This is a genomic window from Acinetobacter sp. HZNU-JH01 (assembly GCF_037996845.1).
Classification (GTDB): domain Bacteria; phylum Pseudomonadota; class Gammaproteobacteria; order Pseudomonadales; family Moraxellaceae; genus Acinetobacter; species Acinetobacter haemolyticus.
Genome location: NZ_JBBMZX010000001.1, coordinates 1,398,537 through 1,421,339 on the forward strand (window position 1 = coordinate 1,398,537; position 22,803 = coordinate 1,421,339).

A 22,803-nucleotide genomic window follows, 5' to 3' on the forward strand; every position below is an offset into this window, starting at 1 on the left:
ATCTTTCAGATTTGGTGGGTCTGACAAGACTTGAACTTGTGACCCCACGCTTATCAAGCGTGTGCTCTAACCAACTGAGCTACAGACCCTCAGATACATCTTCGAAGAACAACTTGTTGTGGATTCTTACCAGCCATCAATCTTTCGTTAAGGAGGTGATCCAGCCGCAGGTTCCCCTACGGCTACCTTGTTACGACTTCACCCCAGTCATCGGCCACACCGTGGTAAGCGTCCTCCTTACGGTTAGACTACCTACTTCTGGTGCAACAAACTCCCATGGTGTGACGGGCGGTGTGTACAAGGCCCGGGAACGTATTCACCGCGGCATTCTGATCCGCGATTACTAGCGATTCCGACTTCATGGAGTCGAGTTGCAGACTCCAATCCGGACTACGATCGGCTTTTTGAGATTAGCATCCTATCGCTAGGTAGCAACCCTTTGTACCGACCATTGTAGCACGTGTGTAGCCCTGGTCGTAAGGGCCATGATGACTTGACGTCGTCCCCGCCTTCCTCCAGTTTGTCACTGGCAGTATCCTTAAAGTTCCCGGCTTAACCCGCTGGCAAATAAGGAAAAGGGTTGCGCTCGTTGCGGGACTTAACCCAACATCTCACGACACGAGCTGACGACAGCCATGCAGCACCTGTATGTAAGTTCCCGAAGGCACCAATCCATCTCTGGAAAGTTCTTACTATGTCAAGACCAGGTAAGGTTCTTCGCGTTGCATCGAATTAAACCACATGCTCCACCGCTTGTGCGGGCCCCCGTCAATTCATTTGAGTTTTAGTCTTGCGACCGTACTCCCCAGGCGGTCTACTTATCGCGTTAGCTGCGCCACTAAAGCCTCAAAGGCCCCAACGGCTAGTAGACATCGTTTACGGCATGGACTACCAGGGTATCTAATCCTGTTTGCTCCCCATGCTTTCGTACCTCAGCGTCAGTATTAGGCCAGATGGCTGCCTTCGCCATCGGTATTCCTCCAGATCTCTACGCATTTCACCGCTACACCTGGAATTCTACCATCCTCTCCCATACTCTAGCTGACCAGTATCGAATGCAATTCCTAAGTTAAGCTCAGGGATTTCACATCCGACTTAATCAGCCGCCTACGCACGCTTTACGCCCAGTAAATCCGATTAACGCTCGCACCCTCTGTATTACCGCGGCTGCTGGCACAGAGTTAGCCGGTGCTTATTCTGCGAGTAACGTCCACTATCTCTAGGTATTAACTAGAGTAGCCTCCTCCTCGCTTAAAGTGCTTTACAACCAAAAGGCCTTCTTCACACACGCGGCATGGCTGGATCAGGCTTCCGCCCATTGTCCAATATTCCCCACTGCTGCCTCCCGTAGGAGTCTGGGCCGTGTCTCAGTCCCAGTGTGGCGGATCATCCTCTCAGACCCGCTACAGATCGTCGCCTTGGTAGGCCTTTACCCCACCAACTAGCTAATCCGACTTAGGCTCATCTATTAGCGCAAGGTCCGAAGATCCCCTGCTTTCTCCCGTAGGACGTATGCGGTATTAGCATTCCTTTCGGAATGTTGTCCCCCACTAATAGGCAGATTCCTAAGCATTACTCACCCGTCCGCCGCTAGGTAATGTAGCAAGCTACACTTCCCCGCTCGACTTGCATGTGTTAAGCCTGCCGCCAGCGTTCAATCTGAGCCATGATCAAACTCTTCAGTTTAAAATCATTAGTAGCTTATGGCTACAAATCTTGGCTCATCAATTTTCTGACATTAATTTCTCAAATAAACTTCGAGTAATTTCTACCATTCAATCAATGAAATATTTTCGATTGATCAACCAGTAAAAATCCACACAAGTTGTTCTTCTATTCTCTTAATGATCTTCTCGATGATTCGTCATCATCAAGCTAGGTCGGCTATATTACTCTCAATCTCTTAAAAGTCAACAGGTAATTTAGATATTTTTAAAACTTATCAAACAACCCAAAAATCTAACCACTAAAGCCAAATCCTTGTTTCTCAACAAGTTTTTATCCGCATCACCGCCGATGGATGTGCATTCTACAGCATTTCTTACCCAATGCAACACCCTCATCTATTTTTTATTATCAAGTGAACGTTTTTTGAACGCACCAGTTACTTTTAATACTTTTTCTTTGTCTTTAAGAGCTATTTTTAAACAATTAAGTAAAGTAGAATATGTTTCTTGCTTCACATTTTTTGGCATTTTTGATTGAAAAGACGGTGTATTTTTAGGAAAGCTCAATATTTATGGCTAATAGGTTTGATTTCTATTAGTCCGTTTACTCATGCCATTTCGAGCCATAGTTTTTATGAGTTAACGCTATCTATATTAAGTTATAGCAAATGGCCGAATACAACACGCCCAACCATTTGTGTTTTAGATAACAATGAGGCTGCATCTCAATTTCAAGTCAATATTCGTCAACTTGCGTATGACTATCAAGTGCAAGCAATAGCGACGAAAGATTTCACAAAAACCGATTGTAATGTTGTTTATTTTTCTACGACTACACCACAACAACAACAAAATCTTATTCAAGCACACCCTTCTCGCTCGTTACTTTCATTAAGTACGAATAATCCCGCATGCGAGATTGGAAGTATTTTCTGCTTGTATAGTCGTCAGACTTTTTCTTCATTTAAAGTGAATCTGGATGCTTTAAGTGCCTCCAAAGTTCACATTGATCCACGTGTTCTACTCTTGGCAAAAAACACGGAGTGATCAACGTGATTTCAAGTTTATATCAATCAACTTCATTACATGCTTTATTCCGTAAGTCTCAATTTACTATTTTTGCGATTACTTTTTTTATTTGTTCTTTTACCTTTGCCACGATTTCAATGTTTACCATGGAAACTTATGCAAAGCAGAATCTTCAATTATTGAGTCAAACAGTCCTTGAACGAATTCAACCTGCTGTGGTGTTTAAAGATAAAGGAACCATAGATCAAATTCTTTCCGATTACACCACAAGTCATGCCATCCGCAGCATCCATGTTTATGATGCTCAAAAGCAGTTGCTTGCAGAAAGTAGTAAAACCATTGAATACACCTCTTTTTTGCAAGATTTGCTCGACAATTGGTTCTTACACGATCCTGTTCAACTAACAGTAATTCATAATAAAAAACAGGTCGGTGAACTAGTACTTTATGGCAGCTCTGAAAATATTTTGCATTTTCTTAAAACCATTATCATTGGATTAGCCATTTCAATGTTTTTTATCGTGATCGCCTTATTGTGGTCAGTCAATCTAACCTACCGTCAGATCATGCAAGCGATCAAGCCACTCACTCACATTGCACAATTGGTGAGTGACCAAAAAGCATATAATTTACGCTTCCCAAACAATCATATCCGTGAATTCCAAAATTTAAACACTGTTTTTAATGAGCTACTTGAGGAAATTCAAATTTGGCATACACATCTTCAAAAAGAGAACCATCAACTATCATTTCAAGCACACCATGATCAATTAACAGGTTTACCTAATCGTCATTACTTTTATGATGAGTTGAATAATATTTTTGATAATCCTCAGTATCGTCACAACTCAGCATTGTTATTTTTAGATAATAACAAATTCAAAGCAATCAACGATCAATATGGTCATTTAGCTGGCGATGCTGTTTTAACTGAAATGGCATCTCGCTTAAAACTCTCTGTTCGCCATGAGGACTTCATTGCACGCTTAGGTGGAGATGAGTTTGCTATCATTCTTCATGCTATTCACCAAGCAGAACATTTAGAGACAATTGCAGACACCATACTTGCAAGTTGCAAAAAACCTTTAGACTTTAATGGTCAATCCATTCATTTCAGTTTTAGTTTGGGAATTGCTTTCTCCCAGTTCGCTGAAAACCCAGAAGATTTGGTCATGCAAGCTGATCAAGCCATGTATAAAGCTAAAAACTTAAACCCTCATTGGTTTCTTTATAAACCAGAAAATTAGGATATGTTATGCGCACACACACACTTAAAATTTCATTTATTGCGTTACTCTGCCTAACATTGGCTGGATGTTTGAGTTTTGGCCCACTAAAGTATCGCCAAGTCAAAATGTTGAAACAAGAAGGTTTCGTTTTAACAGATGAAGGCTGGAGTTTGGGCTTACCTGAACGCTTACTCTTTGACTTTAATAAGTCAGACATCAAGCCAGAACATTCAAATGAGATTGCTCGTTTAGCGAAGCAACTCAATAAATACGATTTACAAAAACTAAAAATTGTCGGACATACCGATGATGTCGGCAATCCAGAATACAATCAAAAACTTTCAGAGGAACGTGCTCAAAGCGTTTCTATGATTTTTGTTAATGAAGGCTTTAAGCAAAATAATTTAACAGTGATTGGTCGTGGCTCTAGTCAACCCTATTTGCCAAATACCTCAGAGGAAAACCGTGCGAGCAATCGTCGAGTAGCTGTGATCATTATTCCTTAATTTCTAGATCACTCTTTCCCCAAAAAGCCAACTCATAGTCAGTTGGCTTTTTATTTTTAGATGAGTTCAATCATATCAATGGTAGGCGGCACTCTAAATCGAAAAGGCACACCAACCATCCCCGTTCCAACAGTTACAAAGACATCTGCATGCTCATGTGAATAAAAACCTTTTTTATGTCCCAAAATTGAGACTTTTTTCATAATATAATTTGTCACCCACGGTAACTCAATTTGTCCACCATGCGTATGGCCAGACAGCATCAATGGACGCATAGGTAATTCGGGCACCATATCTACAGTATCTGGGTTATGAGATAAAATTAACCAAGGTTTATCTTGGGGTAAATCAGGCAAAAAGCGCATATTCGCTTTACCAGCCCACAGATCACCAATACCGATGAGACGAAATTCATCAAAATCAACGATCTTACCCTCAATATCTATCACATTATTTTGTGCCAATGCCTCACTTAATAACGCTTGGATTGGTGGTCCTGGATATTGTTCATCGTGGTTCCCTGGTACAGAATAGACAGGTGCTTGAATTTTCTTTAAAACTTCAAGCTCATAAACAAGTCGATTTTCTGGCTCATAAGTCCAGTCTCCAGCTACCACAACTAAATCAGGTTGTTGCTGATTCAACTTTTTAACAATACTTTTAAGTTGACGCTCATGCCCCGAGAATAAACCAATGTGCAGATCTGCAACCAACGCAACTTTAATAGGACGCTTAAATTCCTGTGCAGGATTTAAACGAAACTGATGCTGTTTGACATGAATTTGATGTGGCTCAATAAAGCGGGCGTAGACCAAGACGCTACTCAAGAGAAAAACAAAAGCGGTTTGATGGATATTATAGTACCCAGACCACCCCGCATATAAGCTAAAAAACCATAGAGGTACGAGTAAATAAGAGAGATAAAAAGCAAGCAAATGCACAAAAGCTTTAAATGGATGGATGGTTTCTGTACGCGACTGATGAACCCATGCTTCAATAAAGGCCCAAAGTGCTAAAATCGCAAAAATAAGATAAAAGCCAAAAATAATAGGATCTGAATTCGACATTAAAGCCCTCTTTCAATTTACTCAGGGACAGAGGTTGCATCTTATATTTATCTTTTTCGATGAAATGGTATACTCAACCCAACCTTTAATAAGTAACCATTATGACGCAATTTTCTCATTTAAATGGCAAACATACAAAGATAAGTACAAGTACTTACAATAAAAACATGCTTGCGTTTTCTTGTGCAATTGCCTTAACCATAAGTGGATGTAGTACTTTACCCCAACATAAAACACCATCAACACCCTCTATAAGCATTCAAACTGAACACTCAGAAACATCACTGGCTCAGGTCATCCAACCTCTACAAGCCCAGCACCCTGCACTGACAGGTTACCATGTATTATTTGAACCACTAGAAGCCTTATCTGCCCGTTTAAGTCTGATCGATAAAGCAGAAAAAAGCTTAGATCTACAATATTATATTTGGGATAACGACAAAGTTGGAGCTCTTGCTTTACATGCACTGATACGTGCAGCTGATCGTGGAGTCAAAGTTCGACTATTAATCGATGATAACAATGCAAAAAAAACAGAAGGAATTTTTTTAGCTTTAGCTCAACATCCCAATATTGAGGTTAAGTTATTTAATCCTTATCGGTTTCGTAAATATCGTGCCATAGATATGGTGCTCGACTTAAAGCGCATCAATCGACGAATGCATAACAAAAGTTTTATTGCTGATCACCAAGTTGCATTGATTGGTGGGCGTAATATGACGAATCAATATTATAATATCAGCGAAAATTTCCAATTTTCTGATGTCGATGTCATGCTATTTGGCACAGCGGTAAATGATATTTCAGCATCCTTTGATGATTATTGGAACCATGAATACGCTTATGATGTGAAAGATATCGTTAAACAACGATCACATCGCCTTAGCTATGAAAGCTTAAAGCAGCAATTAGATGAACATTATCAACTTGCCACGGTGCAAAACTACTTAGATATTACCAATCACTCACAGACCATCAATGGTTTAATGAATCAACGCATTTCACTCGACTGGGTCAAAGCAGAAGTTGTCAAAGACTCTCCAGATAAAATAAGAGCAAAAGCCAAGAAAGAAGAACATTTAAATTTTCAATTGATCAATCACCTCGAACAACCTGAAAAGAATATCGATCTCATCTCCGCTTATTTTGTACCAGAAAAGAAAGGAACGAAGGTTTTAACAGACTTGGCGCAAGATGGAATTGAAGTCAGAGTTCTCACCAACTCATTTAAAGCCAACGATGTTGCCGTTGTTCATGCATTCTATGGAAAATATCGTCAAGAGTTACTCGAAAAAGGGGTTCAACTCTACGAGTTTTTACCCGCAATAGACAAAAGTGATTTAGATAAGCGGACGGAAGAACTGGCCAAAAAAGCAAAAGTGAGTCTTAAAGGTTTAAGCCGCTCTAGTTTGCATGCAAAACTAATGGCACTCGATGAAAAGCAAGTTTTTATTGGTTCTTTTAATTTCGATCCTCGCTCGGCATATTTAAATACCGAAATCGGCGTTCTTCTGAATAGCCCACCACTTGCTCAAGCCGTACACACCACCATGGATCAGAACCTTACCAAATTTGCATACAAATTAGTTTTGGATGCAAATAATAAAATTACATGGCAACGCCAAACACCTCAAGGCCCGATTATCTACAGAAAAGAACCAAAAATGAAATGGTGGCAAAGAGCTGGTATGAAAGTCATTTCATGGCTTCCAATTGAAGGATTTATGTAAGATCCTCTTCAGGCAATATTTTTAAAACTTTACGGTGTAACTTCTTCAGACCTTCACGCATCTTTAAATCCACTTCTTTGGTTAAACTATCCACCGTGTGCCCTTCAACCGAGATTGCAGGTAAAGTCAATAAATGCGCTGTGACTCTTGGCATTTCCAACACACGTTGTACATGTTCAACAAAAGTCATTGCACCAATGAATGGCGCAACCATATCTAGCTCACCTTGCTGATTGACATAGCAAATGACACAAATCTGCACGGGTCGTTGAGCTTCTATCGCCGCACCTAATAAGCGACCATGCACTTTTTTAACCTGACGACCATCTGTAGTTGTGGCTTCTGGAAAAAATAAGACAGGAATATCTTGTTTTAAAAAATCTGTAATTTGCTCTCGAATACGCAGTGAGTCCCCCGAGCCTCGCTTAATAAATAAAGTTCCACCACCTTTAGCTAAATTACCTAAAATAGGCCACTTTTCTACTTCAGCTTTCGCCAAAAAGAAAATACGTGCTCCTGAGCCGAGTACCGCAACATCTAACCATGAAATATGATTACTAACCCACAGTGAAGGTTCTCTAGGTATGCTGCCATGCACTTGTACATCTAGATTAAAGACCTCACATAATCGTCGGCAAAAATATTGAACATATCGAGTATTCACAGGATTATTCGGATCTTTGTAAAGACCATGTCGATAAATCAGATAAAATCCTTCACCAATGGTTTCTAAGCCTGCTGCTAGTTTTCGGCTATATAAACTAAATTTGGAAAGTAAATTTAATGGCGCGCTGCTTTTTGCTGTTGATACTTCTTGAGTCATAAATCATTAAAACCATCGGATCAGTAAAACACTGAACATGTATACATTGAATTAATCAAGTTATATCACGCTCATATCCTCTTATAAAAGTTTGTGTCATAACAAAAACCGAATGTAAGCATAATATTTTTCAATTTTAAATGGTTTTATAGATTGATTATAATTTAAAAATCGAATTTTCAAATTAAAAGGTGAGCAGATGAAATCTCAAGCAACAGCATCTACGTCACAAACCACTGTACCTTACGGTTATGCTTTAAGAATGTTTATTGGCTGGTCAATCTTATATTTTGGAACATTGGTAGGATTTATAGAACTTTTACGCAGTAATATTATATAAATCTACTCAGTCTTTGCCCTTTACTTTCAGTTTGTTCTAGAATAAGACTTTGAGACCAAGGATTTATAAACAGCGTGGAAAATTTTGAGCAGCGTCAGCAGCATGGTGAACGAGCAATTTTGGTCAGTGTTTCCGTTCAACTTCTTGATGATCTTGATGCTGAAGAGTTCCGATTGCTCGCTCAATCCGCAGGTGCTGAAATTCTTGAACATGTTTCAGTTCAACGTCAGAAACCTGATCCAAAATTTTTTATTGGCTCAGGTAAAGTTGAAGAAATTGCAGAATTAGTTAGAGCACTTGATGCTGAATTGGTGATCTTCGATCACTCATTATCTCCTGCTCAGGAACGTAACTTAGAAAAAGTTCTAAAATGTCGTGTCATCGATCGTACAGGCTTAATTTTAGATATCTTCGCCTTACGCGCCCGTACACATGAAGGTAAATTACAAGTTGAATTGGCTCAACTCAAGCATTTATCGACTCGCTTGATTCGAGGTTTTACGGGCAATCTAGAACAACAAAAAGGTGGCATTGGTCTACGCGGTCCTGGTGAATCGCAACTCGAAACAGATCGTCGACTCATTCGAGTCCGAATTACCCAACTTAAAGATAAACTTATTAAAGTACAACAAACACGTTTACAAGGTCGTGCCGCTCGCCAAAAGGCAGCGATTCCCACCATTTCCTTAGTAGGTTATACCAATGCTGGAAAATCAACATTATTTAATATTTTAGCAAAAAGTGATGTCTATGCTGCTGATCAACTCTTTGCAACACTAGACCCGACCTTACGCCGACTTGAGTGGGATGGTATTGGTACAGTTGTACTCGCTGATACGGTTGGGTTTGTACGTAATCTACAACATGATTTAGTTGAATCATTTAAAGCAACTTTAGAGGAAACACTTGAAGCAACACTCCTTTTACACGTTGTCGATAGTAGTAGCCCCAATATGCCTGAACAAATCGAAGCGGTAGAGTCAGTTCTAAAAGAAATCGGGGCAGATGCACCTATTTTGCATGTCTACAATAAAATCGACCTGAGTGGTGATACTGCTAAAATCACCTATAAAGCACCCGAACTACCCGATCGCGTTTATCTATCTGCACATTCAGGTCAAGGATTGGATTTACTCAGTCAAGCAGTACAACAATGTCTGATGGGACAGTTACAACAATTTGATTTAGTCCTCAAGCCTGCTTACGGTAAACTACGTACACAACTTTACACGTTGAATGTTATTCAATCAGAACATTATGATGATGAAGGTGACTTGCATTTATCCGTATGCATCGCCCCTCACAAGTTAGAACAACTGATTAAACAAGCACACTTACCACTCGATGAAATTGTCGGAGCAAAGTCGTTCTTATTTCATCGTGTTTTAGAAGAGTTCGAATCTAAACAGGAATAAGTCGCTGGGGCTCGCTTCTCGTGCAAGCGTAATAACACGATTCATCATTGTTATAAACATGGGTAAAAGAGAACATGAAAGAAATCGATTGGACAGCTTGGTTTTACACGATTCTATTAATTGTTGTATTTCGTGAAGGAGCTGTCGCCATCACCACTTTCTTTCAACATCCAGAACTCGGTAACTTGGTCGGGCTAATTAGCCTACTTAGCGTGTTATTAATCTGGAGAAAGTTTAGAAAAATTTCCAATCGTCTGATTGATACCAACAATAGAATCATGAAAGAAAGTTCTTTTGCATTTTTACCGATTTGTGCAGGGTCCTTGATCATGCTAGTTCATTTGGGTAAAGAAATTCCTGTGTTTTTATTTATTCTCACCCTAAGTACTTTATTGCCATTGTGGATTTACGCCAAAATGGCGAAACGTTGGTTATAGGAGTTCGTATATGTTTATGGTTATTTACGGATTCGTGATCACCTTGGTTAGTTATTTGATTGCTAAGCCTCTCAATAAAAAAATGCCTCAAATTCCATTAATTGTATTTGCCATGTTTATTGTGATTGGTCTATTAGCTGTCCTAAGAGTTCCTTACGAACACTACATGGATAACGTGAATGGTATATTTAATCATTTACTAGGTTATGTCACCGTCGCTTTAGCGATACCACTTGCTGCAATGCGCTATGATGATTTACCAATTAAATCCATGATTGGAATTTTAGGTTTTGCCAGTATCAGTGCTGTCGCTTTACCTATGAGTCTTGCTTATTTGCTACATATGTCTGAACCCACAATCATGGCCTTTGCTACACGAGCAGTCACCACGCCTATCGCACTAAACATTGCAACTTTACTCCACGCACCCTTGATGATGGTTACCCTGATTGTGATTTTATCTGGCGTTATTGGTGCTGCTTTTTCACCTTGGATCTTAAAACATATTCATGATGAACGTGCTTCTGGTTTAGCATTAGGCCTTGCAGCTCATGCGATTGGTACAGCACAAGCATGGCAACGCGGTCCTGTTGCAGGGCGTTATGCTGCATTTGGTATGGCGGTGAATGGTGTATTTACAGCCATTTGGTTGCCAACATTTATTTTATCTCTATCATAATTTTTGTCACAAATCACATATTAATATTGAACTAGTTATTACAAATCACTCATAATAGAGCACTTGAACATTAAATGGATTTTTGATCATGGGAAAAAAATTAATAAGTGCTTTACTTTTATCAACAATCAGCAGTTTTGCCTCTGCAGTTGATATTACAGGACTCTGGCAAAGTATTGATGACAAGACGGGGGCGCCAAAAGCGTTAATTGAAATTCGCCAAGAATCAAATGGCAGCTATGCTGGGAAAATCGTAAAGATTACACCTCGTACAGGCTACACACCGAAAGAAACCTGCGTAGATTGTCCTGCACCTTATACCAATAAACCAATTTTAGGTTTAGATGTAATCACAGGTCTAAAATACAGTGAAGGTCTAAACTATACCAATGGTCGAATTTTAGATCCGAATACAGGTAAAATTTACAGTATGCGGGCTAAATTAAGTGCAAATGGCAAACGCTTACATTTACGCGGCTATCTAGGTGTATCCGCATTAGGTCGTAACCAAATCTGGATTCGTGCAGATTAACGATTAAAACAAATCCTCAGACAAAACAAAAAGCCCTATCATGTTATAGGGCTTTTTGTTTGCACGATTAAATTATCGTGCTTGTAACTTTGCATAATCCAACAGAACATTTGCCGCCTCTGTTACGAACGCTTCTTCCTCTGGTAAAGGTGGACGTTGATGTGCTTTCATCTTGGCACGCGCTTCAATTAAAGCATCAATGGAGGCTTGATAACTTTCCCAATTTGCATAAGGCTTTTGACCAGATGCTACACGTCTTTGATTTTCAGCCTCTAAAGTCTGCTTTTCTAAATCAATTAGTTCTGCACGACGCTGGTTAATATCTAATACGACCTGTTTCTGATCAGAGGTTTTCTGTGCAATTGCCTTTCTCGCCTCTAAATATTTAAACTGTGCATCCAAAGCAACACGCTCAGCAGAGAATTGGGATAATTTAGCCACATAAGGTTGAACCGAACCCTCTCGTTTGAATGGTGCTGTTGGAATCGTATCCCACTTCAACGCATTCTTCGCTTTACGTTCACCAAACTCCTCGTTATAAATATCGACAAGTTTGATATCTGGAATCACCCCCTTATTCTGGGTACTTCCACCTGTAATACGATAGAATTTACGTTGTGTCAGCGTTGCCTGCCCATAGGCTAACGAATCCAACTGAACCTGTGCAGTTCCTTTTCCTGTCGTGGTACTACCAATTACGATACCACGCTCATAGTCCTGAATCGCAGCAGAATAAATTTCACTTGCCGATGCAGATGCTAAATTCACAAGAACAGCCAATGGTCCTGCATAAATTTGTGCACCACCATCTGTGTCCTCAAACACATTGACATTACCGTTGCCATCTCGGATCTGAACTACAGGACCAGATTTGATGACTTGTCCCAACATCCGCGCAACTTCTTCCAAAGAACCACCCGGATCATTTCGCAAGTCAACCAAGATTCCTTCTACTTTTTTCGCTTTGAGGGCTTCCAAAGCCTTGGCTGTATCAACTGAAACTGAACGATATTCTGCTCCTGCACGACGAGAGCGGTAATCAAAATAGAAAGATGGAATTTCGATCACACCAAAGGTATGTTTCTTTCCATCTCGTGTGATCTCAATGGTACGTGAACGAACGCCTGCATCTTCCTCTTGAATAATATCACGGGTTAAAGTGACATTACGCGCTTGACTCATCGGAGCACCTGGTCCAAGTAAACGTACAACCACTTTGGTTCCTCGCTTACCGCGAATCAAGCCAACGATTTCAGAGCTTGGCCAGCCGATGACATCCACCATTTTCTCGCCGTCTTGCGCAACGCCAATAATGCGATCACCTGATTTAACTTGTCCAGACTTACTTGCAGGACCACCCTCGACGATCGTTTCAATCCGAGTGTAATCTTCATTGCCACGCTCTGGACGAATCGAAACACCGATCCCCTCTAAACGCAAAGTCGTTTGGCGATTCAGCTCCATCGCATCAATTGGTGGATAATAATTACTATGTGGATCGTATGTCGCCAACATCGCATTCAAAGTTTTTTCTAAGACATCATCACTTTTTAGACGTGCCATGCGCTCTAACTGACGCGTATAACGCTTGGTCAATGTCTGCACAGGTGTAAGATCCTCAGGTCCTGTCAGATCCTGTCCATTTGCAAGTGATGGATTTTCTTTTAATGCCTTTTGCTTGGCTAACTCTTCTTCTTTACTAATAGTTAAGTTAATTAACTGTGATACCAGCATTTTACGCCAATGCGCTTGCTGTTCAGCAGTGGTCTGGAAATAAGGAGCTTTTTCTCGTTTCAGATCTAAATAAACATCTTTTTGCTGCAAGTTTTGCGGCTTTTTCAACTCAGCCAACATAAAGTCATAAAATTGTTTCAAACGTTCACGATATTGCGCATGAATTTCAAATGGACCCGTTAAATTCCCAGCTTTGAGTGAACTACCAAAATTTGAACCATATTTATTTTTATACTCCTCAACCTCACCACTCAAAAAAAGTGAATGATCAGGATCAAGACTATCTAAATACATATCCAAAACGCGGTTGGAAGTCGATGCATCTAAGCGCATGTTAAGGTAGTGTTGGCGATCAACCAATGTTGCTAACTGACGTGCAACCAGTGCTTGTTCTTGTGTAGGCTTAATCACCGTTGAGACAGCAGATGCTTCTGTTGCCGCAAATGCCTCATTAATTGTATGAGAGAAAAACAAACCACCAGTCGCAATTGCAACTGCACACGCTATCATTTGAAGTTTCATAAAATTTGGGTACTTCCTTGGATATGGCAATTATTACACGCTGATACAGCGATTAAGAACATATTTCATCCGACACTTTATCAGCCTGCATACTTATCAGGTGCTATTAATAACCTCACAATAAGTATTTATCATCAATATCATGTAGTTTTATCATAATCTGTACTGACAAAATGTAGCAAATCATTGCACAATTTTGCTATCGTTTTTTTCATCAATTTTTTAATCAAAATTCAAACGGAATACATATGATTGGCGCTTTGATGCTAGATATTGCTGGCACAGAACTTACTCAAGAAGATATTGAACTATTACAAGCCCCGCAAGTCGGTGGTATGATTTTATTTGCACGAAATATTGAATCACCTCAACAAGTTCGCGCCCTAACCGATCAAATGCGCCAAGTACGCCCTGATATTCTGATTGCCGTAGACCAAGAAGGCGGTCGAGTACAACGCTTGAGACAAGGTTTTACCTTATTACCTGCAATGGGAAGACTCGGTGAACACTACCTCGAAAACCCACAACAAGCGATTGAGTTAGCAGAACAATGTGGTTGGTTAATGGCAACCGAAGTTTTAGCTGTTGGTATTGATTTCAGCTTTGCACCTGTTTTAGATCTGAATGATGTCAGTGATGTGATTGGTGATCGTGGTTTCGCTAAAAATATGCAAGATATTGTTCCTCTTGCCGACGCTTTTATGCGTGGGATGAAAAAAGCAGGTATGGCTACCACAGGCAAACATTTCCCTGGACATGGTTCGGTAAAAGCAGATTCACATATCGCCGCTGCCATTGATAGCCGTTCATATCAAGAAATTTATGACAAAGATATGCAAAGCTTTATCAAACTCATGCCACAACTTGATGCCTTGATGCCTGCTCATGTGATCTATGATCAAGTCGATCCAAACCCTGCTGGATTCTCTCCATTTTGGCTACAAACAATTCTTCGCCAAGAACTTAAATTTGACGGAGTTTTATTCTCCGATGATCTAAGTATGCAAGCGGCATGTGTTGCTGGCGGTGCAGATGCACGGATTCAAGCGGCATTAAGTGCAGGTTGTGATATGGGCTTAGTCTGCAATGACCGTGATGCTGCATGTACAGCTCTGGATGGAATCCAAGAATTGGCGTTGCCAAATCAACAACGATTAGAGCGTATGCGTGGCAAAATTCCAAATATTCAAATCGGCACGACATTAACTTTAGACGATGAAAACTGGCACAACGTCAGAAAAGTCATTGAAGAATTTAAGAATTCGTTCTAACTTTGATTAGATTTTTTTAATTGTTCTATTCACACGATGGAATCTTGCCGAGAGCTCATCCGATTAAATGATTTGGACTTCGGCTCGACTTACTTTTCAGGGATGAAAAGTAAGCAAAAATCCTTTGTTAGTCTGAGGGTACATCCTGAGCCATTTCAAAGCAACGCTTTGAAAACAGCGCAAGGCTGCCCTAACAGCGGCATCCATGCCACCCCACGATAGTAAATAACAAACCTAAATCAAGATGTAGTCAAAACACTCTATATTTTAAAGAGATGAATTTTATATCTAAATTAGGAAAAAATAGAGTCTAGGACAGATGACACAACAACTTTCAAAACATCGCCACATTTCATTTACCGCACACTACACAGGCTATATTTGGTATCAGATGGGGATTTCACATCCCTCTCTTGCAACAGCCAAAGGAAAAACACTTGCTGCTTTAGTCCATCCGATTGAAAGTTGGGCGGAAAAATATGTGGGCGGTAGCATGCGCACCACGCTCAAGCAACGCCACACTATGCTAGATGCCCATTTAGAGCAACTCATCCGCCAACATCCAGACTTGCAGGTACTTGAAATTGCTTGTGGCTTATCTCCGCGTGGCTGGTGGTTTAGACAACACTATCCAGATATTGTTTATCGTGAACTCGATCTACCTGATATGGCTGCAACCAAGCAAGCCGCATTACAACAAATCGAAGAAAATGTCGAAGATGTACTATCAGTAGACTTATTTACAGAGGCATTTGCAGCCGCCTTTGCCGTATTTGATTCGAAACGCCCATTGGTGATTATTAGCGAAGGTTTAATTAACTATTTTGATAAGCCTTTACTACACCAATTGATCCAATCCATTGCGACTTATGGAAAAGATTTTATCGAACTTCATTATCTTACTGATCTTTATCCAGAACCAACGCAAAACAAACTTGCCACAATTATTTGGAATAGCAGCCGCTTACTCAAATGGATGTCTCGCAGTGCATTTAGTTTTCACTTTCAAACACCATCAGAAGTTGAGCAGTTTTTCTATGAAGCTGGTTTTAAACAAGTAACAGTCTTGCAACCTAAACAATTCTTCGAGCAAAAAATACTGGAAAATAAACAACAACATTTAGGTGATCTGGTTTGGACCATTCAAGCAAGTAATAACTAACCCACAAGAAAAAAGAGAAGTGATCAAATGATCTACTTCTCTTTTTTACAAATCGTAAGCTAAAATTACGACTGTTTTTGACGCTCAATAAACCGTGTTAAACGCTCAGCAACATCGAAATTGCCATGTTTAAACAAAATACGTAATCCTTGCGCTGTTGCTTCGAAAGTTAAGCATTCAATTTTAAACTCACCTTCTTCATCAGCTAAATGTAAAGCTAAATCACGCGGATGTTGGCTAACAGAATCAAGCTGTTCTAAGTCATCAAGTTTTAAATACACACCAAAGAAAGTGATATCAACGACTTTAACTAAAACTTCAGTATCTAAATAACGATGTGTTAGTTTAGTTTCTGGTTGCAAGACGGGAATACGTTCTTCACCACGACGTTCGATTTGTTTCATTTCCTCACGTGTCATGGTAATAATGCCATCAAGGTCATCGATGGATTCACCCTTCAAGAATGAGGTAAACAAATTCATCGTTTCTTTACGGCGTTGTAATTGTGGTACATGATCTGCATTGGCAATCAAAGCAAACTGCATATCTTGACATTGAAGTGCAAAGTCCGCATTTTCATGAGGTAAAGTAAAACTATCGTACTGCCCTGCTGCAACCAATGTTTTACACTGCGGCACAGGCACATCACTTAGACGCAATAAACGATTGCAATTGATCTCGTAACGTTCACGCTCGGTTGCACTAAACTCCGCCATCTGTCTAAAAAACAAACGTTTTGCCGTCGGTGACATGCGTGTTTTATCCAATTTGGCATGATTAACCAAATACAAAATAACAGCTTGCCCAAACTCTTCCATGCGATCCTCTCGCATGAGATGCAACGACTCTTCAAGTAGCATACGCCAACTTTTACGTGTCTTTTGCATGACACCCATCAACACCATACGATCAATAAGTTCTGGACGTTGATGTGCAAACGAAGAAGCAACCACCGATCCCAAAGACATTCCCATCATGGAAACTTTATCGATTCCTACAATATCAAGCCATTGACCAAGCATTTTTGATAAGTCTGGCAATTCTAAAACACCTGCAGATTCACCAGTATCAACATTACGAATTTGTTGATTTGCACCCATGGATGGTAAATCGATTAAAATAACAGGACCACTCTCAAAAAGTTGCTCAACACAATATTTATAAGAGTTAAAGTTTTGAAATGCGCCCCCGACAATTACAATCGGCGTGTTATAGATCGTTTTAGGATCTGCAATCGCCATATATTCAATTTTCCAACCATCAATCCATGTTGTGCGTGCTGGTTGCTTAAAACTGTTTTTATTGTAGATGTCGAAAAAACCAAACCCTGTGTAGGTATGATTTAAATCCGAGTCCATTTGGATAATGGAATTCATGTCCTTCCTCCATCCTTGTTTATTTTTTTGATGCAAGAACCTCATTGTCAGCGATTTATACTTGCAAGTTAACAAATTTATAAAATTTGTATTACATTTATCCTATACTTTTTCATTCTATACAAATGCACGTTTTATACGCAATCATTTCCTTTACCACTTATCTTGTTTAATCCAATAATCTTTTGCAAAATATGTAATCTCCGTTTTATATTCAATATCTCTATCGCACTAAAATAAAAAAATTTGCTTCAATTAACATTTTTAATTTTTTTGAATTGTCAGTTCCGCCTATTCATTGTTCTGCATTTGACTGTTACTATCTTATTAGTACAGGCAATCCTTAAAATGCTATGCAAGATTCTATTGAAAATTATATGCAACAAGTGGGTATTCAAGCGCGCCAAGCTTCTCGTGTTTTAATGAGTGCATCAACTCATCTTAAAAACCATGCTTTGTCTGCGATTTATACAGCGTTGGAAAATAACCAAACACAAATTTTAGCGGCCAATCAAATTGATATGCAAAATGGTCGTCAAAAACAATTAGACACTGCCTTGCTAGACCGTTTAGAACTTACACCCGCGCGTTTTAAAGGAATGCTTCAAGGTTTAAAAGATGTCATCGCCTTAATTGATCCTATTGGAGAGATTACCGATCTCGCTTATCGTCCATCAGGTATTCAATTGGGTAAAATGCGTGTCCCATTGGGTGTCATTGGCATGATCTATGAATCACGTCCAAATGTTACACTTGAAGCAGCGTCTTTAGCTTTAAAGTCTGGTAATGCCATTATTTTACGTGGCGGTTCAGAAGCTCTTGAATCCAACAAAGCAATTGCAACCGCGATTCAACATGGCTTGCAAATTTCAGGTTTGCCAGAACATGCCGTTCAAGTGATTGATACACCAGATCGTTCAGCAGTTGGTCATCTGATTACCATGACTGAATATGTTGATGTGATTGTACCGCGTGGTGGAAAAAGCCTGATCGAACGTATTAGTCAAGAAGCACGTATCCCTGTTATTAAGCATCTAGACGGTAACTGTCATGTGTTTGTTGAAGCTCAAGCAGATCTGCAAAAAGCACTTCCAATTGCATTAAATGCCAAAACCCATCGCTATGGGGTGTGTAATGCAATGGAAACTTTATTGGTCGATGAAGCAATTGCAGAGGAATTTTTACCGCATATTGCCGAATTATATGCCGAGAAACAGGTCGAGTTACGGGGCTGCCCAGAGACACAACGTATCTTAGGTGTTTCTGTTAAAACTGCGACAGAAGATGATTGGTATACCGAATATTTAGGACCAATCCTTGCGGTAAAAGTGGTTACAGGCATGGATGAAGCAATCGAACATATCAACAAATATGGTTCGCATCATACAGATGCCATCATTACTGAAAACTTTAGTCTAGCGCGAGAGTTCTTAGCGCGTGTTGACTCAAGCTCTGTAATGATCAATGCATCAACTCGTTTTGCAGATGGCTTTGAATATGGGTTAGGTGCTGAGATCGGTATTTCTACTGATAAAATTCATGCCCGTGGTCCTGTAGGTCTTGAAGGATTAACCTCTCAGAAATGGATCGTCTTTGGTGATGGTCAAATCCGTCAATAATTAAAACTCATCTAGTTAAACCAAAACACGATAAAGTTCATTCATTTGATCTTTATCGTGTTTTTATATATTTTCATACAAAAAAATAGTGAAAACCAACAGATTAATCAAAAGTATTTCTTATTTACAAACTATACTGAAAAAATATTAATTCCGTTGATTTATAAAAAGTTGTATAGGCTAAAGTCTATTTTGCCAATGCAACACCTCATGTTAAAACATTGCGCTTGTTTTTACTGTTCTTCGATGATCGTAAACTCAAAATGCTTATCATAAAATTTAAAATTGGTTAGGTGTTCAAACGTGGCTATATCAGTATTAGTAATTAATTGTGGCTCTTCATCTATTAAATATGCCCTGATCTCAGAACGTCGTGAAGATCGTATTTACGGTTTGGCAGAAAATTTAGGCGCGGCTGATGCACGGATTAAAGGCATCACAATCGGTGGTGAACCACTTGAACTATCCATCCCTTACGCAGATCACGCCAAAGCACTTGAAACGCTATTAGCTCGTCTAGCAAATTATAATCCTCAAGCGATCGGACATCGAGTGGTACATGGTGGGACCATGACACATGCTGAACGTTTAACGCAGGACACCATTGATCGTATTCGTCATGCGGTTCCTTTAGCACCGCTACACAATCCAGCCAATTTAATTGGTATTGAAGCCACCTTAGCGCTATTTCCACATTTACCTCAAGTCGCTGTCTTTGATACTGCTTTTCATCAAACTATGCCTGAACGTGCTTATCGTTATGCACTACCACAGTTTTTATACTCAGATTATCAAGTTCGCCGTTACGGCTTCCATGGTACGAGTCATGCCTATGTTTCAGAGCGAGCAAGTGAATTAGCTGGCCAAAAAAATCAAGGTGGATGGCTCAGTGCACATCTTGGTAATGGCAGCTCAACCTGTGCAATCTGGAATGGTGAAAGTATTGATACCTCTATGGGAATGACACCGCTAGAAGGTGTCGTTATGGGCACCCGAAGTGGGGATGTTGATCCAAGCCTCCCTTTGTTCTTATCCAATAATCTAGGATGGGATATTCAGAAAATCGACAATATGTTGAATAAAGAAAGCGGTTTACTGGGTTTATCTGATCTTTCTAATGATATGCGAACCCTAGTTGAAGCCTCAGAAAATGGGCATGAAGGTGCAACTCTCGCAATCGAAGTCTTCTGCTATCGTCTCGCTAAATCTTTATCAGCTTTAAGTTGTGGGCTCCCTCGTTTAGATGGTTTAATTTTTACAGGTGGTATTGGTGAGAACGCTGCCAATATTCGTGAGAAAACCGTAGCCTATCTACCACACTTTGGTTTGCAATTTAGTGTAGAAAAAAATAATAGCTTAGCACGTGGTACCGAAGGTCGGATTGATCATGGTACAGGTCCACAAATCTGGGTCATCCCAACCGATGAAGAAGGAAGGATTGCCAAAGAAACGCGCCAAGTGCTTGGACAACTTAATTAACCAATAAATCGAATTTTAAGGTCATTATGAATACAATTTTACTTATTCCAACTGGTGAAGGTGTAGGTTTAACCTCAGCCTGTCTAGGCATGATCTATGCACTAGACTGTAAAGGCATTAATGCAGGATTTTTAAAACCCTTCTCTCAAATTGCTGAAGCAACTGTTGATCGCACCACAACCTTATACCATCATCTATTTCAGCATCATGCTGTAGAACCGATGACCTATGATCGATTAACACAATTGATTGCGCTCGGTGAAACAGATGAATTGCTTGAAGAAGCGGTGGCTTTACACCGCCAAATCGCGGCGCATCATGATGTGATCATTGTTGAAGGGCTTGTTCCAAATGGCCAAGACCATTTTGTGAGTGAAATCAATGCTGCCTTAGCACAAGCTTTAGATGCTCAAGTGGTCTTGGTCAGTACCGCTGACTTGTCAGATCCTCGCAAAACCGCCGAACGAATAGATGCACATCTTCGACAATTTGGTGGCGCTGCTTCAGCACGTACGACTGGCATTCTATTTATGCGAACCAAAGGTTTGCCCGAAAGTACGGCTCAAATCCCTGTCACACTCGATCCAAGTTTACGCTTAGGTGAAAAGATAGACAATTATGCTGTAGAGTTGCAACGTTATAACCGCCATATCGGAACAGAGGCTCTACCCATCATTGGCTTAGTGCCTTTTAGTAATATTTTGAGCGTTCCGCGAAGTTTAGATATTGCCCCGATTGTTAATGGAACATGGTTACATCAAGGTGAAGCCAAACATCGACGTATATTACATACCAGTTTAATTGCATCTAATATTGAATCTGAACTTCACAAATTTGTACCAGGTGAGCTGATTATTGGTGCATCTCAGCGCGCTGATATTTTACTTGCTGCCAGTCTTGCCAGCAGTAATGGAACACCATTGGCAGGATTAGTTCTCACAGAACCGTCCCCACCCGCAGCAAATGTGCTTGAGTTTTGCCAAAGTGCAATCAAACAAGGTTTACCAGTCTTACACACCCCCCTCACAACCTTAGAAGCATTGAAGAAACTCAGTCGTTTTGGTAATGAAATTCCAATCGATGATACTGAACGTGCGGAACAAGTTACACGCTTTGTATCAAGCCATATTGACAGTCAATGGCTGGATCAACACACCCAAAACAATTTACACCCGCGCCTATCTCCTTCAGCATTCCGTTATGAGTTAGTCCAAAAATCTATTTCTGCGAAAAAATGCATTGTTCTACCTGAAGGCGATGAACCTCGCACCGTACAAGCGGCTGTGATTTGTCAGAATCGAGGTATCGCACAATGTATCTTATTGGCAAAACCCGAATCTGTTGCAGAAGTTGCAAAAGCTCGTGGTATTCAATTACCAAGCGATTTAAAAATCATTGATCCTGACACCATCCGTGACCGCTACATCGATCCAATGGTTGAGCTACGCAAAGGTAAATTAGATGCCTTACAAGCCAAAGCACAACTTCAAGATACCGTTGTTCTTGGTACGATGATGTTAGCCTTAGATGAGGTTGACGGCTTAGTTTCTGGTGCGATTCATACGACAGCCAACACAGTCCGCCCAGCCTTCCAGTTGATTAAGACTGCGCCTAATTATTCGTTAGTTTCTTCTGTGTTCTTTATGCTGTTACCAGATGAAGTCTATGTGTATGGCGATTGTGCAATTAACCCAGATCCGAATGCAGAACAATTGGCCGAGATTGCCATTCAATCTGCTGATTCTGCAAAAGCGTTTGGTCTCGACCCTCGTATTGCGATGATCAGCTATTCAACAGGAACTTCTGGCACAGGTGCGGATGTTGAAAAGGTCGCTGAAGCAACTCAAATCGCCCAACAGCGTCGTCCCGATCTCCTCATTGATGGACCCTTACAATACGATGCGGCTTCAGTAGAAAGTGTCGGTCGCCAAAAGGCACCTGATTCGCAAGTGGCTGGTCGTGCCAATGTATTCATATTCCCTGATTTAAATACGGGTAATACCACTTATAAAGCAGTACAACGTGCTGCCAATGTGGTCAGTGTCGGCCCAATGCTGCAAGGTTTAAATAAACCAGTCAATGATTTGTCTCGCGGTGCTTTGGTCGATGATATCGTGTTTACCATTGCGTTAACGGCGATTCAGGCAGCGCAAAGAAGTTAACAGATCATTCAACGCTAATCCGTT

The 22,803-nt window shown here is 40.3% G+C and carries 18 protein-coding genes, 1 tRNA gene and 1 rRNA gene; 14 read left to right on the forward strand and 6 right to left on the reverse strand.

Annotation, left to right across the window (positions count from 1 at the left end; translation table 11 throughout):
• Positions 1-12 precede the first annotated feature (12 nt).
• Together AAC851_RS06690 and AAC851_RS06695 are read right to left on the reverse strand one after the other, a co-directional pair.
• A tRNA-Ile gene (locus tag AAC851_RS06690) sits at positions 13-89 on the reverse strand.
• Between the two features lie 59 nt (positions 90-148).
• Positions 149-1,686: ribosomal RNA gene (locus AAC851_RS06695) — 16S ribosomal RNA — on the reverse strand.
• A gap of 566 nt (positions 1,687-2,252) precedes the next feature.
• Here AAC851_RS06695 and AAC851_RS06700 point away from each other — a divergent pair.
• From AAC851_RS06700 to AAC851_RS06710, 3 genes are read left to right on the forward strand one after another with little or no spacing between them, the layout of a single operon-like run.
• Complete coding sequence (locus AAC851_RS06700) at positions 2,253-2,714, forward strand: YfiR family protein (RefSeq protein ID WP_335985028.1); 462 nt, start codon at positions 2,253-2,255, stop codon at positions 2,712-2,714.
• 5 nt (positions 2,715-2,719) lie between these two features.
• Positions 2,720-3,943: a diguanylate cyclase domain-containing protein gene (locus tag AAC851_RS06705; RefSeq protein ID WP_151211590.1), complete on the forward strand. Its 1,224-nt coding sequence runs from the start codon at positions 2,720-2,722 to the stop codon at positions 3,941-3,943.
• A gap of 8 nt (positions 3,944-3,951) precedes the next feature.
• On the forward strand, positions 3,952-4,431 hold the full coding sequence (locus AAC851_RS06710) for an OmpA family protein (protein ID WP_100833219.1): 480 nt from the start codon (positions 3,952-3,954) through the stop codon (positions 4,429-4,431).
• A 56-nt stretch (positions 4,432-4,487) separates the two neighbouring features.
• Here AAC851_RS06710 and AAC851_RS06715 read toward each other — a convergent pair whose 3' ends face one another.
• Positions 4,488-5,498: a metallophosphoesterase gene (locus AAC851_RS06715; protein ID WP_100833218.1), complete on the reverse strand. Its 1,011-nt coding sequence runs from the start codon at positions 5,496-5,498 to the stop codon at positions 4,488-4,490.
• 167 nt (positions 5,499-5,665) lie between these two features.
• Here AAC851_RS06715 and AAC851_RS06720 point away from each other — a divergent pair, with 167 nt between their 5' ends.
• A complete protein-coding gene (locus AAC851_RS06720; RefSeq protein ID WP_227553777.1) occupies positions 5,666-7,228 on the forward strand; it encodes a phospholipase D family protein in 1,563 nt (520 codons plus the stop codon).
• On the opposite strand, the gene AAC851_RS06725 is transcribed toward AAC851_RS06720, so the two are convergent.
• Positions 7,221-8,051 carry a lysophospholipid acyltransferase family protein gene (locus tag AAC851_RS06725; protein WP_100833216.1) on the reverse strand — a complete coding sequence of 277 codons (831 nt, stop codon included), beginning with the start codon at positions 8,049-8,051 and terminating at the stop codon, positions 7,221-7,223. The two genes, AAC851_RS06720 and AAC851_RS06725, sit on opposite strands and share 8 nt — an antisense overlap.
• Before the next feature lie 199 nt (positions 8,052-8,250).
• Between AAC851_RS06725 and AAC851_RS06730 the strand changes: the two genes are divergently transcribed.
• The 5 genes from AAC851_RS06730 to AAC851_RS06750 all read left to right on the forward strand — a co-directional run bounded on the left by AAC851_RS06730 (position 8,251) and on the right by AAC851_RS06750 (position 11,454).
• On the forward strand, positions 8,251-8,391 hold the full coding sequence (locus AAC851_RS06730) for a hypothetical protein (RefSeq protein WP_004640892.1): 141 nt from the start codon (positions 8,251-8,253) through the stop codon (positions 8,389-8,391).
• 74 nt (positions 8,392-8,465) lie between these two features.
• The gene (hflX, locus tag AAC851_RS06735) at positions 8,466-9,806 is read left to right on the forward strand and encodes a ribosome rescue GTPase HflX (RefSeq protein WP_100833215.1); all 1,341 of its coding nucleotides are present in this window, start codon (positions 8,466-8,468) and stop codon (positions 9,804-9,806) included.
• Between the two features lie 74 nt (positions 9,807-9,880).
• Positions 9,881-10,243: a hypothetical protein gene (locus AAC851_RS06740; protein ID WP_004640895.1), complete on the forward strand. Its 363-nt coding sequence runs from the start codon at positions 9,881-9,883 to the stop codon at positions 10,241-10,243.
• A gap of 10 nt (positions 10,244-10,253) precedes the next feature.
• Complete coding sequence (locus tag AAC851_RS06745; RefSeq protein WP_004640897.1) at positions 10,254-10,922, forward strand: LrgB family protein; 669 nt, start codon at positions 10,254-10,256, stop codon at positions 10,920-10,922.
• An 88-nt stretch (positions 10,923-11,010) separates the two neighbouring features.
• On the forward strand, positions 11,011-11,454 hold the full coding sequence (locus tag AAC851_RS06750; RefSeq protein WP_075314751.1) for a DUF2147 domain-containing protein: 444 nt from the start codon (positions 11,011-11,013) through the stop codon (positions 11,452-11,454).
• A 72-nt stretch (positions 11,455-11,526) separates the two neighbouring features.
• On the opposite strand, the gene AAC851_RS06755 is transcribed toward AAC851_RS06750, so the two are convergent.
• Positions 11,527-13,710, reverse strand: a complete 2,184-nt coding sequence (locus tag AAC851_RS06755; RefSeq protein WP_075314748.1) for a carboxy terminal-processing peptidase — start codon at positions 13,708-13,710, stop codon at positions 11,527-11,529.
• Positions 13,711-13,958: 248 nt separating this feature from the next.
• Here AAC851_RS06755 and nagZ point away from each other — a divergent pair, with 248 nt between their 5' ends.
• Together nagZ and AAC851_RS06765 are read left to right on the forward strand one after the other, a co-directional pair.
• Positions 13,959-14,981: a beta-N-acetylhexosaminidase gene (gene nagZ, locus AAC851_RS06760; RefSeq protein ID WP_005088267.1), complete on the forward strand. Its 1,023-nt coding sequence runs from the start codon at positions 13,959-13,961 to the stop codon at positions 14,979-14,981.
• A gap of 319 nt (positions 14,982-15,300) precedes the next feature.
• Positions 15,301-16,143: a class I SAM-dependent methyltransferase gene (locus AAC851_RS06765; protein WP_004640907.1), complete on the forward strand. Its 843-nt coding sequence runs from the start codon at positions 15,301-15,303 to the stop codon at positions 16,141-16,143.
• Between the two features lie 65 nt (positions 16,144-16,208).
• Here AAC851_RS06765 and AAC851_RS06770 read toward each other — a convergent pair whose 3' ends face one another.
• Positions 16,209-17,519: an alpha/beta fold hydrolase gene (locus AAC851_RS06770; RefSeq protein WP_151211589.1), complete on the reverse strand. Its 1,311-nt coding sequence runs from the start codon at positions 17,517-17,519 to the stop codon at positions 16,209-16,211.
• A 353-nt stretch (positions 17,520-17,872) separates the two neighbouring features.
• On the opposite strand from AAC851_RS06770, the gene AAC851_RS06775 reads away from it, so the two are divergent.
• From AAC851_RS06775 to pta, 3 genes are all read left to right on the forward strand, one after another.
• Positions 17,873-19,138, forward strand: a complete 1,266-nt coding sequence (locus AAC851_RS06775) for a glutamate-5-semialdehyde dehydrogenase (RefSeq protein ID WP_004640911.1) — start codon at positions 17,873-17,875, stop codon at positions 19,136-19,138.
• Between the two features lie 303 nt (positions 19,139-19,441).
• A complete protein-coding gene (locus AAC851_RS06780; RefSeq protein WP_004640913.1) occupies positions 19,442-20,617 on the forward strand; it encodes an acetate/propionate family kinase in 1,176 nt (391 codons plus the stop codon).
• A gap of 26 nt (positions 20,618-20,643) precedes the next feature.
• Positions 20,644-22,779: a phosphate acetyltransferase gene (pta, locus tag AAC851_RS06785; RefSeq protein ID WP_004640914.1), complete on the forward strand. Its 2,136-nt coding sequence runs from the start codon at positions 20,644-20,646 to the stop codon at positions 22,777-22,779.
• The last annotated feature ends 24 nt before the right edge of the window (positions 22,780-22,803 follow it).

Bases quoted from the DNA above. Each gene is read 5' to 3' on its own strand.
- AAC851_RS06720 (WP_227553777.1), top strand. From the start codon at position 5,666: ATGCTTGCGTTTTCTTGTGCAATTGCCTTAACCATAAGTGGATGTAGT.
- AAC851_RS06745 (WP_004640897.1), top strand. From the start codon at position 10,254: ATGTTTATGGTTATTTACGGATTCGTGATCACCTTGGTTAGTTATTTG.
- AAC851_RS06750 (WP_075314751.1), top strand. From the start codon at position 11,011: ATGGGAAAAAAATTAATAAGTGCTTTACTTTTATCAACAATCAGCAGT.
- AAC851_RS06715 (WP_100833218.1), bottom strand. From the start codon at position 5,498: ATGTCGAATTCAGATCCTATTATTTTTGGCTTTTATCTTATTTTTGCG.
- AAC851_RS06730 (WP_004640892.1), top strand. From the start codon at position 8,251: ATGAAATCTCAAGCAACAGCATCTACGTCACAAACCACTGTACCTTAC.
- AAC851_RS06770 (WP_151211589.1), bottom strand. From the start codon at position 17,519: ATGAATTCCATTATCCAAATGGACTCGGATTTAAATCATACCTACACA.
- AAC851_RS06710 (WP_100833219.1), top strand. From the start codon at position 3,952: ATGCGCACACACACACTTAAAATTTCATTTATTGCGTTACTCTGCCTA.
- AAC851_RS06725 (WP_100833216.1), bottom strand. From the start codon at position 8,051: ATGACTCAAGAAGTATCAACAGCAAAAAGCAGCGCGCCATTAAATTTA.
- nagZ (WP_005088267.1), top strand. From the start codon at position 13,959: ATGATTGGCGCTTTGATGCTAGATATTGCTGGCACAGAACTTACTCAA.
- pta (WP_004640914.1), top strand. From the start codon at position 20,644: ATGAATACAATTTTACTTATTCCAACTGGTGAAGGTGTAGGTTTAACC.
- AAC851_RS06775 (WP_004640911.1), top strand. From the start codon at position 17,873: ATGCAAGATTCTATTGAAAATTATATGCAACAAGTGGGTATTCAAGCG.
- AAC851_RS06740 (WP_004640895.1), top strand. From the start codon at position 9,881: ATGAAAGAAATCGATTGGACAGCTTGGTTTTACACGATTCTATTAATT.
- AAC851_RS06755 (WP_075314748.1), bottom strand. From the start codon at position 13,710: ATGAAACTTCAAATGATAGCGTGTGCAGTTGCAATTGCGACTGGTGGT.
- AAC851_RS06765 (WP_004640907.1), top strand. From the start codon at position 15,301: ATGACACAACAACTTTCAAAACATCGCCACATTTCATTTACCGCACAC.